The organism is Microbacterium sp. AC026, assembly GCF_979258475.1.
Window position 1 is genome coordinate 787,217 of sequence record NZ_OZ409857.1, and the last position, 16,586, is coordinate 803,802.

At 68.7% G+C, this 16,586-nt stretch carries 13 protein-coding genes and 2 pseudogenes; 4 read left to right on the top strand and 11 right to left on the bottom strand.

What is annotated here, in order from left to right; genetic code table 11:
* Positions 1-62: 62 nt before the first annotated feature.
* From ACZZ93_RS04110 to prmC, 4 genes and pseudogenes are all read right to left on the bottom strand, one after another.
* On the bottom strand, positions 63-638 hold the full coding sequence (locus tag ACZZ93_RS04110; RefSeq protein ID WP_463510515.1) for a hypothetical protein: 576 nt from the start codon (positions 636-638) through the stop codon (positions 63-65).
* Entirely contained in the window at positions 635-1,807 is a 1,173-nt protein-coding gene (locus tag ACZZ93_RS04115) for an MraY family glycosyltransferase (protein ID WP_053095756.1), read from the bottom strand. Before ACZZ93_RS04115 ends, ACZZ93_RS04110 begins: the two co-directional genes overlap by 4 nt.
* Positions 1,804-2,510: pseudogene (locus ACZZ93_RS04120) on the bottom strand (L-threonylcarbamoyladenylate synthase). The gene ACZZ93_RS04115 and the pseudogene ACZZ93_RS04120 overlap by 4 nt, the downstream one beginning before the upstream one ends.
* A gap of 48 nt (positions 2,511-2,558) precedes the next feature.
* A pseudogene (gene prmC, locus ACZZ93_RS04125) lies at positions 2,559-3,418 on the bottom strand (peptide chain release factor N(5)-glutamine methyltransferase).
* Between the two features lie 98 nt (positions 3,419-3,516).
* Between prmC and cysK the strand changes: the two are divergent.
* Both cysK and epsC read left to right on the top strand, forming a co-directional pair.
* Positions 3,517-4,455, top strand: coding sequence for a cysteine synthase A (cysK, locus tag ACZZ93_RS04130; RefSeq protein WP_053095753.1), 939 nt, complete (start codon positions 3,517-3,519; stop codon positions 4,453-4,455).
* Positions 4,456-4,462: 7 nt separating this feature from the next.
* Positions 4,463-5,032, top strand: coding sequence for a serine O-acetyltransferase EpsC (epsC, locus tag ACZZ93_RS04135; RefSeq protein WP_053095752.1), 570 nt, complete (start codon positions 4,463-4,465; stop codon positions 5,030-5,032).
* A 13-nt stretch (positions 5,033-5,045) separates the two neighbouring features.
* Here epsC and ACZZ93_RS04140 read toward each other — a convergent pair whose 3' ends face one another.
* A complete protein-coding gene (locus ACZZ93_RS04140; RefSeq protein ID WP_053095751.1) occupies positions 5,046-5,459 on the bottom strand; it encodes a hypothetical protein in 414 nt (137 codons plus the stop codon).
* Between the two features lie 18 nt (positions 5,460-5,477).
* Complete coding sequence (locus ACZZ93_RS04145) at positions 5,478-7,022, bottom strand: CitMHS family transporter (protein WP_463510516.1); 1,545 nt, start codon at positions 7,020-7,022, stop codon at positions 5,478-5,480.
* A gap of 157 nt (positions 7,023-7,179) precedes the next feature.
* On the opposite strand from ACZZ93_RS04145, the gene ACZZ93_RS04150 reads away from it, so the two are divergent.
* Positions 7,180-8,829, top strand: a complete 1,650-nt coding sequence (locus ACZZ93_RS04150) for a sensor histidine kinase (protein ID WP_463510517.1) — start codon at positions 7,180-7,182, stop codon at positions 8,827-8,829.
* The gene (locus ACZZ93_RS04155) at positions 8,826-9,479 is read left to right on the top strand and encodes a response regulator (protein WP_056278385.1); all 654 of its coding nucleotides are present in this window, start codon (positions 8,826-8,828) and stop codon (positions 9,477-9,479) included. The genes ACZZ93_RS04150 and ACZZ93_RS04155 overlap by 4 nt, the downstream gene beginning before the upstream one ends.
* A gap of 27 nt (positions 9,480-9,506) precedes the next feature.
* On the opposite strand, the gene prfA is transcribed toward ACZZ93_RS04155, so the two are convergent.
* From prfA to lysA, 5 genes are all read right to left on the bottom strand, one after another.
* Positions 9,507-10,586 (bottom strand): peptide chain release factor 1, encoded by a 1,080-nt coding sequence (gene prfA / locus ACZZ93_RS04160; protein WP_056278381.1) that lies wholly within the window; start codon positions 10,584-10,586, stop codon positions 9,507-9,509.
* Between the two features lie 11 nt (positions 10,587-10,597).
* Positions 10,598-12,580 (bottom strand): transcription termination factor Rho, encoded by a 1,983-nt coding sequence (rho, locus tag ACZZ93_RS04165; protein ID WP_463510518.1) that lies wholly within the window; start codon positions 12,578-12,580, stop codon positions 10,598-10,600.
* A gap of 198 nt (positions 12,581-12,778) precedes the next feature.
* Positions 12,779-13,708, bottom strand: a complete 930-nt coding sequence (gene thrB / locus ACZZ93_RS04170) for a homoserine kinase (protein WP_463510519.1) — start codon at positions 13,706-13,708, stop codon at positions 12,779-12,781.
* A 2-nt stretch (positions 13,709-13,710) separates the two neighbouring features.
* Positions 13,711-15,018, bottom strand: coding sequence for a homoserine dehydrogenase (locus tag ACZZ93_RS04175; RefSeq protein ID WP_053095745.1), 1,308 nt, complete (start codon positions 15,016-15,018; stop codon positions 13,711-13,713).
* Positions 15,019-15,084: 66 nt separating this feature from the next.
* Positions 15,085-16,494, bottom strand: coding sequence for a diaminopimelate decarboxylase (lysA, locus tag ACZZ93_RS04180; protein WP_261987733.1), 1,410 nt, complete (start codon positions 16,492-16,494; stop codon positions 15,085-15,087).
* Positions 16,495-16,586 lie beyond the last annotated feature (92 nt).

Consider the following 16,586-nt stretch of genomic DNA (forward strand, 5'->3'; position numbering starts at 1 on the left):
AGCGCAAGCGCTCGCGGGCGAGCGGCGGGCACGTCTCAACACTATCAGAATAAGAGGGTGTCCTAAGACCGCGGGGGCTGTTCGTCGGAGCCTTCCTGCGCAGGGGGTTCGGGCACGATGTGGTGGCGCCCGGGCGCACGATCCTCCGGCACGACGGTCGGCAGCTCCACCCCCGGCGCGCGGTCGATCGGAGCCTCGGCGGGAAGGGACGCGTCGCTCACGTGCGGAAGGCGCATCCGCGTGATGACGATCACGTCGATGACGAGGGTCGCCACCACTCCCGTGACGATCGACAGGAAGAACACCATCGGCTCGATCCACGGCTGACCGCTCAGGACGATCATGATCACGACGAAGAGGCCGAGCTTCAGAAGCCATCCGCCGAGCACGATCGCGAAGAACAGCTGCACGTAGAGCGGATCCCCGAACCAGCGGTTGGCGATGAGGATGCTGAGGGCGGTGATGCCGAGGAACAGCATGGCGAGCACGACGCCCAGCAGGCCGCTGACGAGACCTTCCGTCCCGCCGACGAGGAGGCCGATCGCTCCGGCGACGATCGCGAGGACCGCCATCGAGACCGCGGACCAGATCAGCGTCCTCCGCAGGATCGGATTGCTGGAAACAGGGCTCGGGCTCACGGGGACTCCACGGGTGTCGGGTCGGACTCAGCAGACGCCGCGGGCTTCCGTCGGCGCAGAGGATTCAGGGTGATGACGAGGCACGCGGCGATTCCCACCAGGCCGAACACGACTCCGGGGAGGTACTGGCCGGGCCAGTCCTCACGCGCGCCCACGTACATGAGGAGGACGGCCAAGGAGATGACCGCGGTCCAGGCGTAGAAGATGAGCACGGCGTCGCGGTCGCGGTGGCCGAGGTCGAGCATGCGGTGATGCAGGTGCTTGCGGTCGGGTGAGAACGGCGACTTCCCCGCGTTCATCCGTCGCAGCACTGCGAGCCCGAAATCGAGGAGCGGCAGCAGCACGACCAGAAGAGGGAGGAGGATCGGGATGAACGCGCCGAGGAGCTGCGATCGTCCGAGACGCTCGGGATCGAGGGCCGACGGCTCGAGCTGCCCGGTCACGGCGATCGCGGACGTCGCCATCAGCAGACCGATCACGAGCGCTCCCGAATCGCCCATGAAGAGCTTCGCAGGACTCCAGTTGAACGGGAGGAAGCCGAGGCACGCGCCGATCAGCACTGCGGCGAGGAAGGATGCGAGGTTGAAGTAGCTCGATGCTCCGGTGTCACGCGTCAGGATGTAGGAGTAGGCGAAGAACACGCCGTTCGCGATCAGGCAGACGCCGGCGACGAGGCCGTCGAGGCCGTCGATGAAGTTGACGGCGTTCATCACGATGACGATCGCGAACATCGTGATGGTGATGCTCAGCCAGCTCGAGAAGACGATCAGATCGCCGAACGGCAGGGAGAGGATCTGCAGCCCGCCACCGACGGTGATGATCCCGGCGGCGAGGAACTGTGCGCCGAGCTTGATCATCCAGTCGAGATCCCACAGATCGTCGACGACGCCGATGACGGCGATCAAGAGGGATGCGGCGAGGATCGACCACATCGTCTGTGGCGGCATCCACATGGTGGTGAAGAACGGATTCAGAGCCGAGACCCCGATCGCCGCTGCGATGCCGAGGAAGATCGCGACGCCACCGAGACGGGGAGTGGGAGTCGTGTGCACATCCCGCTCTCGGATGCCGGGGTACAGCTTGAAACGCAGGCTCAGCTTCCAGACCGCCCAGGTCAACGCGAAGGTGATCGCGGCGGTCAGGATGATCGTGAGGAGGTACTGCTTCACGAATCCCCGTCCGATTCCGGCGACGGCGCCTCGGGTTCGAGCAGGTCGCCGAGCACCTCCTCCAGCCGTTCGCGGCTGACGGCGCCGGCTCTGAGGATGCGAACACCACCGGCGGCGGGCTCCGCGCCGCGGGGAACCAGGGAGGTCGCGTCGACGATCGTCGACGCGACCCCGTCGCGACTGACGCCGTCTGCGAGATACACCGACACGCTGTCTCCGAGCATCCGCTCGGCATCGAACGCGGAGATCGCCGACTCACGGCCGGTGAGGTTCGCGCTGGAGACGGCCAGCGGTCCGGTCTCCGCCAGGAGCTCCAGCGCGACGCGCCCTTCGGGCATTCTGACGGCGACGGTCCCCTCCGTGTCGCCCAGGTCCCAGACGAGAGAGGGCTGAGCGGGGAGAACGATGGTCAGGCCGCCGGGCCAGAAGGCGTCGACGAGTCGCTGGACGGGCTCGGGAACGGACTCCGCCAGCGCGTGCAGCGTCTCCTTCGTGCCGATGAGCACGGGAGGCGGCTGATTGCGCCCTCGCCCTTGGCGTCGAGGAGGCGCTGTACGGCAGCGGGAGAGAACGCGTCGGCGGCGACGCCGTAGACCGTGTCGGTGGGCATGACGATGAGTTCGCCGCGGGCGATGGCCTGGCGGGCGTGGCGCATGCCGGCGAGGAGCTGGGCCTCGTCGCCGCAATCGAAGATGGAGGACATGACGATCCGATTCTAGTTGGCGATGTCTGTGCGGTTCGTGTCTGCGCGTCAGGGACGCAGAGCGGTCGTCGCGCGGTCTCGCAGGGTGAGGTCGCGGTGCGTCGCGGCGGCACGCCAGCCGTCGCGCGTGAGGATGCTGCGGATCTCCTCGCCCTGGAGCTCGCCGTGCTCGATCACCAGCAGCCCGCCCGGATGCAGCAGCTCGAGCGCGCGCACGCTGAGCACACGCACGATGTCGAGCCCGTCTTCTCCCCGTACAGCGCCATCGACGGATCGAAGAGCCGAACCTCAGGGTCACGAGGCACCGCGGCGTCCGGAACGTACGGCGGGTTCGAGATCACGACGGAGGCAGTGCCGTCCAGCTCCGCGAACGCGTGCGCCAGGTCGTCGTTCACGAGGGTGAGGTTGGCCACCCCCGCCGTGTTCCGAGCCGCCCACGGATACGCGTCGGGCGAGAGCTCGGCGGCGAAGATGCGCGCATGGGGCACCTCGGTGGCCATGGCGAGTGCTATCGCCCCGCTGCCGGTGCCGAGATCGATGCCGATCGGGTCGGGAAGCGCGGACCCGAGGAGCGCGTCGATCGCGTACTGCACGACCGTCTCGGTCTCAGGTCGCGGGACGAAGACTCCGGGCCCGACCGCGAGCTCGAGGTGGCGGAACGGCGCCGTTCCGGTGATGTGCTGCAACGGCTCCCTGCTCGCACGACGGGCGACCAGAGCCCGCAACGCCTCGGCGTCCGCCTCCTCCACCGCATCACCGCGGATGATCGATGCCTGCACCTCACCACGCCGCGCGCCGAGGACGTGACCGGCGAGCAGCTCCGCGTCGACGAGAGGATCCGTGACGCCGGCGTCGGCGAGCTGTCGGGCCGCCGCATGCACGGCGGAGGCGAGGGAGAGATCGGACATGGATCAAGCGTAGAGCGCGGCAGGTGTCATATTGCCCACCCCCTAGGGCTCTCGCCTAGGCTGGAGCGCGCAGTCCCCCGCACAGGAAGGCTCTCCCCATGCCCGGTATCCACTCCGACATCACCTCCGCTTTCGGCAACACTCCCCTGGTTCGTCTGAACCGGGTCACCGAGGGCCTCGGCGCGACAGTCCTCGCCAAGCTCGAGTTCTACAACCCGGCCTCGAGCGTCAAAGACCGGCTCGGCATCGCCATCGTCGACGCTGCGGAGGCCTCGGGCGAGCTGAAGCCCGGAGGCACGATCGTGGAGGCGACCAGCGGCAACACCGGTATCGCGCTGGCGATGGTCGGCGCCGCACGTGGGTACAAGGTGATCCTCACGATGCCCGCGTCGATGTCCAAGGAGCGGCGCCTCCTTCTCAAGGCGTTCGGCGCCGAACTCATCCTCACGGACCCCACGAAGGGCATGACGAACGCGATCGCCGAGGCGGAGGCGATCGCCGCCCGCACTCCGGGTGCCATTCTCGCGAAGCAGTTCGCCAACGAGGCGAACCCCGCGATCCACCGCCGCACGACGGCCGAGGAGATCCTCCGCGACACGGAGGGCTCCGTCGATTACCTCGTCGCCGGCATCGGCACGGGCGGAACCATCACGGGCGTCGGTCAGGTCCTGAAGGAGCGCGTCCCCGGCGTGAAGATCGTCGCCGTCGAACCCAAGGATTCGCCCATCCTCACCGAGGGACACCCCGGGCCGCACAAGATCCAGGGCATCGGACCGAACTTCGTGCCTCCGATCCTCGATCGTGATGTCCTCGACGAGGTCATCGACGTCACGTTCGACGACGCCATCCGTGTCGCGCGCGAGACCGCGAGCCGAGAGGGCATCCTCGTGGGCATGTCGAGCGGAGCCGCGATCTGGGCCGCTCTGCAGGTCGCCCAGCGCCCGGAGGCTGCGGGGAAGACGATCGTCGTCATCATCCCCTCGTTCGGCGAGCGCTACCTCTCGACCGCGCTCTACGAGGATCTGCGCGAGGCCTGAACTCCCGATGGACATGATCGGCCGAATGCGTGAGGACATCGCGGCAGCCCGACTTCGCGACCCCGCCGCGCGCAGCGGCGCCGAGGTGGCACTGCTGTATCCGGGGATGCACGCGATCTGGGCCCATCGGGTCTCGCACGCGCTGTGGCGCCGCCGGCTGCGACTGCTCGCCCGTGCGACATCACAGGTGTCGCGATGGCTCACCGGGATCGAGATCCACCCCGGCGCGCGCATCGGTCGACGCTTCTTCATCGACCATGGCATGGGCGTGGTCATCGGCGAGACGGCAGAGGTCGGCGACGATGTGATGCTGTATCACGGGGTCACTCTCGGCGGCCGCACGCGTGACTCAGGCAAGCGGCATCCGACGCTCGGCGACGGCGTGGCCGTGGGAGCAGGCGCGAAGATCCTCGGACCGATCACGATCGGCGAGGGCTCCGTGGTCGGAGCGAATGCCGTGGTCACGCGCGACGCCCCGGCGGACAGCATCCTCGTCGGTGTGCCCGCCAAGCCCCGTGCACGGGTCATGGGCGAGGACACCCGAGCGGTGCTCACCGCACCCGACTACTCGATCTGACGCGGCCGCGCTCTCAGGCCGCCCCGCGGCGAGACCTCACCTTGTCGACCTTCTTGCGAAGGAAGATCAGTGGCAGCAGCACACTGCCGAGCGCCGTGATCAGCCAGACGATCACCGATCCGAGCAGCCAGCCCACGAGATCGACGATGCGCAGCCCGCCGATCGGCAGCAGGACGACGACCACGAGGGCGATGAGCGTCGAGAAGATGCCGATGCCGCCCATCAGGACCGGTGCATAGCGATCCGCGATCTTGCTGACCCACGGTGAGAGCACGCTCTGCAGCACGGCGAAGATCAGGATGCAGAGCACGAACCCCCACCACTGGTCCCACTGGATCTGGAACCCCTCGAGCGCGAGGTCGGCCACGATGAGACCGAGACCGGCCGAGATGACGTACATCAGCGCGCGGAAGAGGAAGGTGATCACGCGCTGAGCATATCGCTCTCACTGGGCGACGAAGAAGGGGATCGCGCCCGACAGGATGCCGACGGCGAGCATCACGAGCGACACGATCACCGCGCGCCACAGCACCTTCCTGTGGTGATCGCCCAGGTTGACGCTGGCGAGCGAGACGAGCAGCAGGATCGCCGGCACGAGCGGGCTCTGCAGGTGGACCGGCTGACCGATGATCGATGCCCTCGCCATCTCGACGGGGTCGATGCCGAACGTCGCCGCGCTCTGCGACAGCACCGGCAGGATGCCGAAGTAGAAGGCGTCGTTCGACATGAAGAACGTGAACGGGATCGACAGAACACCGGTGATGGGTGCGAGGAAGGGGCCGAGCGCAGGCGGAAGCACGTCGGTGATCCAGGTCGCCATCGCATCGACCATCCCGGTGCCGGTCAGGACGCCGACCAGGACTCCGGCCGCGATCACCATCGAGACGACACCGACGATGCTGGGCGCATGAGCCACGATCTCGGACGCCTGTTCCTTGATCCCTCGGAAGTTGACCAGCAGCGCGACGGCGGCACCGACCATGAACACGTACGGGAGCGGCATGATGTCGAGAACGAGCAGCACCATGACGGCGACGGTGAGCGCGAGGTTGAACCAGATCAGTCGCGGCCTCAGCGTCGGGCGCGCGGGGTCGAGCATGGTGTCCGCCATGGCGGTGTCGGCCGGGTCGACGCTGGCCGCGGCGACGGGGCCTCGCCCACCGGCGACGACGACGATGTTGCCGGTGCGGAGCGCTGCACGGGCGCCGGGCTTCGGTCCGGCACCGCGGAAGATCTTCGGCACTGTAGAAAGAGCACCGCCGTCGGAACCCGTGAGCAGCCCTTCGGAGTCGAGGCGCCCGAGTCGGCGGCGCTCCCCCAGCCCGAGCATCCAGGCGAAGCCCAGCGTCACGACGATGCCGACGCCGAGAGCCGGCAGCATGGGGACGAAGATGTCCGTCGGCTGCAGTCCCAGAGCGGTCGCCGCGCGCACCGTCGGCCCGCCCCAGGGAACGATGTTCAGAGTGCCGTTCATCAAGCCGGCGACGCACGTGAGGACGACCGGACTCATGCCGAGACGGAGGTAGATCGGCAGCATCGCCGACGTCGTGATGATGAACGTCGTCGAGCCGTCGCCGTCGAGCGAGACGGCTCCCGCGAGGATCGCGGTTCCCAGCACGACCTTCGCCGGGTCATCACCGAGAACACGTGTGATCACCCGGATCAGCGGATCGAACAGGCCGACGTCGATCATGATGCCGAAGAACATGATCGCGAACATCAGCAGCGCTGCGGTCGGGGCCATCGTGGCGATCGAATCGAGGATCATGTCGCCCATGCCGAGCCCCGCACCGGCGAACAGCCCGAACACGGTCGGCACGAGGATCAGCGCCACCATGGGCGTCAGTCGCTTCGTCATGATCAGCGTCATGAAGACCAGCACCATGGTGAATCCCAGGAGGACCAGAACCCATTCGGGCGGCACGAACGCGAGGTCGTAGGTCGGCGCCTCTTCTGCGGCCGTGGACAGGCCGGTGAGTGCATCGAGCATGCTGTGACTCCTTCGTCGAAGCTCCGTCGACTGCGACGGATCCTGACGAGACTAGGCAATCCCTCCCCGCAGAGCGCGGTATGCCGCATTCTCGGATGTTGTGCGCGTAGCGTGGGTTCTGCGCATATTGCGCGGGAGCAGAGAAGGAAGGACCACGGTGTCGACGACGACGACGCGACCTCGGTTCGCGACCCGCACGCTGCTGCTGCATCTCGCCACGGTCGCCCTTGTCGTCGTGATGTGCACCGGCGTGTACCTCCTTCTCGCCGTGCAGCAGCTTCGCACCGAAGCCGAGTCCACCGCCCTCGGCATCGCCCGGACCCTCGCCCAGGACCCGCAGGTCCGCGACGAGGTCGCACGAATCTCGGCCGCCGAAGAGGCGCCGGACCCGGACGAGCTCAGGAAGGGCGAGCTCGCGCGCCTTGCAGCGGACGTCTCTGACCGCACCGGTGCACTGTTCGTCGTCATCGCCGATGAGGACGGCATCCGCCTCGCCCATCCGACCAGTTCACGCATCGGCCAGATGGTGAGCACACCCTTCGAGGAGGTGCTCGCCGGGAACGAGGTGGTCGACTGGCAGACCGGAACCCTCGGCGAGTCGGCTCGCGCCAAGGTCCCCGTGCTCGACGATGCGGGGATCCCCGTCGGCGAGGTCAGCGTCGGATTCGAGCGCACAGGCGTCTTCGATGACCTGCCTCCGCTGCTCGCGGTGATCGGCATTACCGCCGCCGGTGCCCTGGCGCTGGCTCTCCTCGCTTTCCTGCTGCTGCGCCGTCGCTGGGAGCGCCTGACGCTCGGCGTGCAGCCCGAGGAGCTTGTGGCGCTCGTGCAGAACCAGACAGCAGTGCTGAATGGCGTGGATGACGGCGTCCTGGCCGTCGACACGGCAGGGATCGTGCGGGTGAGCAATGATGCGGCCGATCGGATGCTCGGTCTCGACGCCGCTGTGGGACGACGGCTGGCGGAGCTCTCGCTGCCGACCGCTGTCGTCGAGACCGCGACGGGAGCGCCCACGACGTCGAGCACCGTCGTGGACAACCGCGTGCTCTACATCGATTCCCGTCCGGTGATCCGCGACGGCAGGCCGCTCGGACATGTGCTGATCATCCGTGACCGCACCGACCTCATCGCTCTGACGGAGCGACTGGAGACCGTGCAAGCCGTGACCGCCGCCCTGCGCGTGCAGCGTCACGAGTTCGCGAACCGGATGCACGTGGTCGCGGGGCTCATCGACGCAGCCAGGATCGACGATGCCCGGGGATTCCTCGATGAGCTCGTCGAGCGCGGCTCGGTCGCATTCCCCGTCGCCGGGCTCGACCTGCTCAGCGACCCGTTCCTGCACTCTTTCCTGGGCGCCAAGGGGATCGAGGCCGGTGAACGCGGCGTCTCCCTGCGCGTCGCGGACGAGAGCCAGCTGATCGGCAGCGTGGCAGAACCGGAGGACGTCGCCGCCGTCGTGGGCAACCTCGTCGACAACGCGGTGACCGCCGCCGTCGCCGGAGCGCGGACTCCCCGCTGGGTCGAGGTCGCGGTGCTCGGAGACGGCGACGCGCTCGTCGTCACGGTCGCAGACTCGGGACCGGGCCTCGCGGGGATCGACCCGATGGCTCCGAGTCAGCCGCGCGACGACGACACAGACCGCGTGCACGGCCGCGGGCTCGGCATCCCGTTGGCTCGAGACATCGCGCGACGCCGCGGCGGCGATCTCTGGGTCATCGACGCCGGAGGCGAGGAGCACGGTGCCGTGTTCGCCGCTCGACTCGGTGGCGCCGTCACCGACACATCGACGACTGAGGAGAACCGATGAACGATCCCCTGCGGGTGCTGATCCTCGACGACGACTTCCGCGTCGGACGACTGCACCGGAGCATCATCGACGACCAGCCCGGATTCTCGGCACTGGAGCCCGTCCGCACCCTCGCCGAGGCACGGGACGGCATCCGCTCATCACGCCCTGACCTCCTCCTGGCGGACGTCTTCCTCCCGGACGGAGACGGCATCGCCCTCGTGCGCGAGAGCGGCGTGGACGCGATCCTCATCTCGGCCGCCGACGACGCGCCGACGATTCGACGCGCGCTCAGATCGGGCGCCGTCGGGTACCTGCTGAAGCCGTTCGATCGTCGGGCGCTGGTCGGTCTGCTCGAGCGCTACGCGCGGTACCGCAACCTGCTCGCCGGAGATCGTCCCCTTCGCCAGGAGGACACCGATCGCGCCCTGGCGATCCTCCACGGATCCGGAGAACCGGTGTCTGTCTCGCGATCCGCGACCGAGCAGCTGGTGCTCGCCGCTCTCGGCGACGGCGAGGCGTCGGCGGCAGAAGTCGGAGAGCGCGTCGGGATCTCCCGTGCCACCGCGCAGCGCCACCTCGCGGCTCTCGCTGCTCGGACGGTCGTGGAGGTCCGCCTGCGTTACGGGGCGACCGGACGGCCGGAGCACCGGTACGCGGCCCGCTCCTGACCCGCGCCGCAGCTCAGCGGCGTCACCTCAGGAGTCGGAGCCCACCGCGGCGAGTCGAGCCTCTTCGTCGGCCTGGATCGCACTCTCGATGATCGGCTCGAGAGCGCCGTCCATCACCTGATCGAGGTTGTAGGCCTTGAATCCCGTGCGGTGGTCGGCGATGCGATTCTCGGGGAAGTTGTAGGTGCGGATGCGCTCGGACCGATCCATGCCGCGGATCTGCGACTTGCGTGCATCGGATGCCGCGGCATCCAGCTCCTCCTGCTGCTTCGCCAGCAGTCGCGCCCGGAGCACGCGCATCGCGGCCTCACGGTTCTGCAGCTGCGACTTCTCGTTCTGCATCGACACGACGATTCCACTGGGCACGTGGGTGATGCGCACCGCCGAGTCGGTCGTGTTGACCGACTGACCGCCCGGGCCCGAGGACCGGAAGACATCGATCTTCAGGTCGTTCTGATTGATCGCGATCTCGTCGGGCTCGTCGACCTCGGGGAACACCAGCACTCCGGTGGTCGAGGTGTGGATCCGCCCCTGCGACTCGGTCGCGGGCACGCGCTGCACGCGGTGCACGCCGCCTTCGTACTTCAGGTGCGCCCAGACGCCCTGGGCGGGGTCCGAGGACGATCCCTTGATCGCGACCTGGACGTCCTTGTAGCCGCCGAGATCGGATTCGTTGCGCTCGAGGAGCTCGGTCTTCCAGCCCTTGGAGGCTGCGTACTGGATGTACATGCGCAGCAGATCCGCGGCGAACAGCGCCGACTCGGCGCCGCCCTCCCCCGCCTTGATCTCCATGATGACGTCGCGCGCGTCATCGGGATCGCGTGGGATGAGCAGTCGGCGCAGCTTCTCCTGCGATGACTGCACCCCCTCTTCGAGGGTCGGGATCTCAGCGGCGAACGCCTCGTCCTCGCGGGCGAGCTCCCTCGCGGCGTCGAGGTCATCGGATGCCGCCGCCCACGCCTCATAGGCGGCGACGATCCGCGACAGCTCGGCGTAGCGACGGTTGACGCGCTTCGCCCGAGCAGCATCGGCGTGCACCGCCGGGTCGGAGAGCTCCTCCTGCACCCGGCGATGCTCGTCGATCAGAGTCTGGACGGACTCGAACACCCCGGCTCCGCTCAGCGGATGTTGTTGTCGTGTCCGTGCGCACCCGAGGGGAGCGTCGGAATCGACTTCTGCATCTGCACGAGGAACTCGACGTTCGAGTGGGTCTCCCTGAGCTTGCCCAGGACGACCTCGAGCGCCTGCTGCTGGTCGAGGCCTGCAAGGGCGCGACGCAGCTTCCAGGTGATCTTGACCTCGTCGGTCGACAGCAGCATCTCTTCGCGGCGGGTGCTCGACGCGTTGACGTCGACGGCCGGGAAGATGCGCTTGTCGGCGAGCTGGCGCGACAGGCGCAGTTCGCTGTTGCCGGTGCCCTTGAACTCCTCGAAGATCACCTCGTCCATCTTGGAGCCGGTCTCGACCAGCGCCGTGGCGAGGATCGTCAGGGATCCGCCGTTCTCGATGTTGCGCGCAGCACCGAAGAAGCGCTTGGGCGGGTACAGCGCCGAGGCGTCGACGCCACCCGAGAGCACCCGTCCGGATGCCGGAGCAGCGAGGTTGTACGCACGGCCGAGGCGGGTGATCGAGTCGAGCAGCACGACGACGTCGCGGCCCAGCTCGACGAGACGCTTGGCGCGCTCGATGGCGAGCTCGGCGACCGTGGTGTGGTCTTCTGCCGGACGGTCGAAGGTCGAGGCGATGACCTCGCCCTTCACCGTGCGCTCCATGTCGGTGACCTCTTCGGGACGCTCGTCGACGAGCACGACCATGAGGTGGACCTCGGGGTTGTTCTGCGCGATCGCGTTGGCGATCTGCTGCAGGACGATCGTCTTGCCGGCCTTGGGCGGCGCGACGATGAGGCCGCGCTGTCCCTTGCCGATCGGGGCCACGAGATCGATGATGCGCTGCGTGAGCTTCTCGGGCGCCGTCTCGAGACGCAGACGCTCCTGCGGGTAGAGCGGCGTGAGCTTGCCGAACTCCACACGGGTCGCGGCGTCGTCGATCGACAGGCCGTTGATCGAGTCGACCTTCACCAGCGCGTTGTACTTCTGGCGGCCCTGCTGCTCGCCCTCGCGGGGCTGCTTGATCGAGCCGACGATCGCGTCGCCCTTGCGGAGGTTGTACTTCTTGACCTGTCCGAGCGACACGTAGACGTCGCTGGGGCCGGCGAGGTATCCGGTCGTGCGGACGAAGGCGTAGTTGTCGAGCACGTCGAGGATTCCGGCGATCGGGACGAGGACGTCGTCCTCGCCGATCTCGGTGTCGAACTCGTCCGTCGGCGCGCCGCCGCGGCGCTTGTTGCGCTGACGGTTGCGGCCGTTGCCGCCCTCGTCTTCGGCGGGTGCCGTCTGCGGCGGCTGCTGCTGCTGGGGTTGCTGCTCGCCGCCCTGGCCGTTGCCGTTCTGGCCGCGTCCGCGGTTACGGCTGCGGTTGCGGTTGCGGTTGCGACCGCCCTGCTCCTCGCCGTCGCCGGAATCCGAGGAGGAGTCCGCCGCGGGTGCTGCCTCGGCCGGTGCGGCGTCAGCGGGCTTCTCGGCTGCGGGAGTCTCGGCCTCGGCAGCAGGCTTCTTCGCCGTGCGGCGTCCGCGACCGGTGGTCTTCTTCGGCTCGTCGGCAGAACCCGCCTCTGCGGAACCGGCGTCCGCGGAGCCGTTGGACTCTGCGGTCTTCGCTGCGGGAGCCTCGGTGGATTCGGCGGGTGCCGGCGCGGAGGCTGCAGGAGCCTCGGCGGTCGCCGCAGGAGACTCAGCGTTCTCTGCGTCAGCCTTCTTCGCACGGCTGCGGCGAGGGGCCTTCGCCTTGGGTGCCGCGTCTGCGGCGGGTGCCTCGGCTGCGGGAGCCTGGGTGGCCGGTGCGCTGTCGGTGGATGCTGCGGCCTTCTCGGCCTTCTCAGCCTTCGCGGCGGCGGTCGCGGTGCTCGCACGGCGCGGAGCGCGCTTGCGGGCCGGTGCGACCTCGGTCGCGGCGGTCGTCGCGGCGTCGGAGCTCGCGGCCTTCGCCGCAGCCTCGGCGGCGGGTGCCGCCTGGTCGTTCTGGGTCTCGGAGAAATTCTCCACGAGTACTCCCTCTTTGGTCTCGGGGACATGAGCGGCACGCGCACAACGGGTGCTGCGCGCGATCGCACGGGCTGACGCTCGGCGTCAGCCAGCCTCTGCACTGGGTTCTCGGAAAGAACGAGGTTCTCGGTGAGAGCAGTGCGACAGGGGTTTTGCGTGCGGGTCTTGCAGAGTTGCAATGGGGCCAGATTCACGCAGTTACGTGGAGCCCTCCGCTCGATTCCCCACTGTACCACCACGCACGTCGACCGCGAGCAGCAGCGCATCCCACGGGGTGTCGGTCGTCGATTCCGCCAGTTCCACGGCGTCCTGACGACTTCCGGGGCCGTCTGCGAGAACCAGCACGCTGGGTCCGGCGCCGGACACCACGGCGGCGAAACCTGCCGCACGGAGCGTCTGGACGAGCCGCTGCGTCTCGGGCATCGCCTCGGCGCGGTAGTCCTGATGCAGTCGGTCGGCGGTCGCGTCGAACAGCAGCTCCGGGCTCTGCATCAGCGCGGCGATGAGCAGCGCCGAGCGCGAGACGTTGAAGACCGCATCGGCCGTCGACACCTGCGGCGGCTGCAGCGATCGCGCCCTCGACGTCGACATCGTGTACGACGGAACGAGCACGAGCGGCGAGACGCCGCGGTGCACGAGGAGCTTCTTGTGCTGGGGACCTCGTTCGCCGACCCAGGCGATCGTCAGACCGCCGAACAGCGCGGGAGCCACGTTGTCGGGGTGCCCTTCGATCTCGGTGGCGAGGCGCAGCATGTCGGCGTCGTCGATGTCGACGTCGCCCTCGAGCAGGCCCTTCGCCGCGAGGATCCCCGCCGCGACCGCCGCGCCGGAGGACCCGAGTCCGCGCCCGTGGGGCACCCCGTTCTCCGCGACGATGCGCAGGCCCGGGACGGCGCGATCGACGTCGGCGTACACGTGAGCGATCGTGCGGACGATCAGGTTCGAGTCGTCACGAGGGATCTCGCTCGCGCCGGAACCCGAGACCTCGATCTCGAGCTCGCCGGCGGCGAGCTCGGTCACGAGAAGCGTGTCGTAGACGCTGAGCGCGAGTCCGAGCGTGTCGAATCCGGGACCGAGGTTGGCGCTGGTCGCCGGCACGGTCACCTCGACCGTGCGCCCTGCCGCCATCGTCACTCGCCTTCCACGCGGAGCACCGAGACGACCCGCTCGACGACAGAGCTGGCGGCGAGTGCGTCGACCGTGGCGCTGAGCGCGGCGTCCGTGGCCCGGTGCGTGCCGATGACGAGACGAGCGGTGGGCTCGTCCTCTCCTTCGACCGTCTGCACCACGGTCGCGACGGAGACCGATCCGTCGCTGAGGATGCCGGCGACGGTCGCGAGCACACCGGGCGCGTCCGAGACCTCGAGGGTGATCTGGTAGCGGGTGGTGACATGACCGATCGGCACCACCGGGAGGTTGGCCCTGGTGGACTCCCCCACGCCGACGCCGCCGGCGATGTGCCGTCGGGCCGCCGACACGACGTCTCCGAGCACGGCGGATGCGGTCTGCACGCCACCGGCGCCTGCGCCGTAGAACATGAGCGAGCCCGCAGCCTCGGCCTCGACGAACACGGCGTTGTTGGCGCCGTGCACCGACGCGAGAGGGTGCGACGTCGGCACGAGGGCCGGGTAGACGCGCACCGAGATCGACTCGGTGCCGTTGGCCTCGATGCGCTCGCACACGGCGAGCAGCTTGATGACGAAGCCGGCTGCGCGCGCCTCATCGATCATCGACGCGGTGATGGTCGTGATGCCCTCGCGGTACACGGCGTCGAGCGGAACAGCCGTGTGGAAGGCGAGGCTCGCGAGGATCGCGGCCTTCTGCGCGGCGTCGTATCCCTCGACGTCGGCGGTCGGGTCGGCCTCGGCGTATCCGAGACGCTGCGCGTCGGCGAGCACATCGGCGAAGTCGGCGCCCTCGGTGTCCATGCGGTCGAGGATGTAGTTGGTCGTTCCGTTCACGATTCCCATGATGCGCACCACGCGGTCACCGGCGAGAGAGTCGCGCAGCGGGCGGATGATCGGGATGGCACCGGCGGCGGCGGCCTCATAGTAGACGGATGCGCCCACGCGGTCGGCCGCTTCGAAGAGCTCGGGGCCGTGAGTGGCCAGCAGCGCCTTGTTGGCGGTCACGACGTCGGCACCGGAGCCGATCGCCTGCAGGATGCTCGTGCGGGCGGGCTCGATGCCGCCGATCAGCTCGATCACGATGTCGGAGCCGAGGATCAGCGATTCGGCATCGGTCGTGAACAGCTCTTTCGGCAGATCGGTCTCGCGCGGCGCATCGAGGTTGCGCACCGCGATGCCGGCCAGCTCCAGCGTGGCACCGGCCCGGTCGGCGAGCTCATCGCCGTGGCGCAGCAGCAGGGCGGCCACCTGGGAGCCGACCGCTCCGGCGCCGAGGAGCGCCACCCGAAGTCGTCGATACTCAGTCGTCATTGCATCTCTCCTTAGGAGGGTGGTTCAGTCGTGCTTCGCCGGGGACCGCGTCGTTCGTCGCGCGGATCACCCGTGGCTCTCGGGGGCCGCGACACCGACGTCGCGAGACAGCACGTCGGCGATCGTCTCACCGCGGACGATGACCGCCGATCGGCCGTCGCTCACAGCGACGATCGGAGGGCGAGGGACATGGTTGTAGTTGCTCGCGAGCGGCGCACAGTACGCACCGGTCGAGGGGACCGCGAGCAGATCGCCGGGAGAGACGTCGGCCGGAAGGTACTCATGGTCGACGACGATGTCGCCGGACTCGCAGTGCTTGCCCACGACCCTGCTGAGCTGCGGCGAGCCGATGCCGATCCGGGAGGCGAGTCGAGCCGAGAACTGCGCGTCGTACAGCGCCGTCCTGGCGTTGTCGCTCATTCCGCCGTCGACGCTGATGTAGCGCCGGGTCGCGCCCGAATCGAGCGCGACGTCCTTGGTCGTCCCGACCTCGTAGAGCGTCACTCCGGCAGTGCCGACGATGGCCCTGCCCGGCTCGAACGACAGCGCGGGCACGGGGATGCCTCGCGCGGCGCAGCCTTCGGCGACGGCGGCGACGATCTCGCCCGCGAGGGTCTCGATCGGCGTCGGATCGTCGACGCTCGTGTAGGCGATTCCGAACCCTCCGCCGAGGTTGAGCTGCGGAACCGGTCCGCCCTCGAGGAGAGTCGCATGGAGCTCGAGCACGCGCGACGCCGACTCGCGGAAGCCCGCGACGCCGAAGATCTGCGATCCGATGTGGCAGTGAAGGCCGGCGAACTCGATTCCCGGGATCTCCCTGATGCGGGCGACGGCCTGCTCGGCCTCGGGCAGCGGGAAGCCGAACTTCTGGTCTTCGTGGGCCGTCGCGAGGAAGTCGTGCGTCTCGGCGTGCACGCCGCTGATGACCCGCACCAGCACCCGCTGCACAGCGCCGGTCCTGGCGGTGATCGCCGCGAGACGCTCGATCTCGATCGCGCTGTCGACGATGATCGTGCCGATGCCCACCTCGACCGCGCGCTCGAGCTCGGCGACCGACTTGTTGTTCCCGTGGAACCCCAGCGACGACGGAGAGACGCCGGCCGCGAGTGCGACCTCGAGTTCACCACCGGTGCACACGTCGACGTTGAGTCCCTCTTCGGTCACCCAGCGCGCGATCGTCGTGGTCAGCAGCGCCTTGCCGGCGTAATACACCCGCGCAGTCGTGCCGTGGGCGGCGGCGGCCGCGTCGAAGGACGAGCGGAAGGCGCGGGCCCGAGATCGCACCTCGTCCTCGTCGATCACGAGCAGCGGCGTGCCGTACGACTCCGCGAGATCGGTGGCGGAGATCCCCGCGAGCCGCAGCGCTCCGTCGTCACCGCGGACGGCGGACGCCGGCCACACGGCGGTGGGAAGATCATTCGCGTCGTCGGGCACGACGAGCCATTCCGGGGCGAGCGAGTCGGCAGGGGAAAGCAAGGAACACCAATCGTGGGACGGGTCTCGGGCGGATGCGCGCACTGCGAGGTTGCCCCCGATTCTAGGGCACCGTGCATGCCGCATCAGTCATG

Excerpts from the sequence above, each read along its gene's own strand:
- cysK (WP_053095753.1), top strand. The coding sequence starts at position 3,517 with ATGCCCGGTATCCACTCCGACATCACCTCCGCTTTCGGCAACACTCCC.
- epsC (WP_053095752.1), top strand. The coding sequence starts at position 4,463 with ATGGACATGATCGGCCGAATGCGTGAGGACATCGCGGCAGCCCGACTT.
- ACZZ93_RS04145 (WP_463510516.1), bottom strand. The coding sequence starts at position 7,022 with ATGCTCGATGCACTCACCGGCCTGTCCACGGCCGCAGAAGAGGCGCCG.
- ACZZ93_RS04155 (WP_056278385.1), top strand. The coding sequence starts at position 8,826 with ATGAACGATCCCCTGCGGGTGCTGATCCTCGACGACGACTTCCGCGTC.
- thrB (WP_463510519.1), bottom strand. The coding sequence starts at position 13,708 with ATGGCGGCAGGGCGCACGGTCGAGGTGACCGTGCCGGCGACCAGCGCC.
- ACZZ93_RS04175 (WP_053095745.1), bottom strand. The coding sequence starts at position 15,018 with ATGACGACTGAGTATCGACGACTTCGGGTGGCGCTCCTCGGCGCCGGA.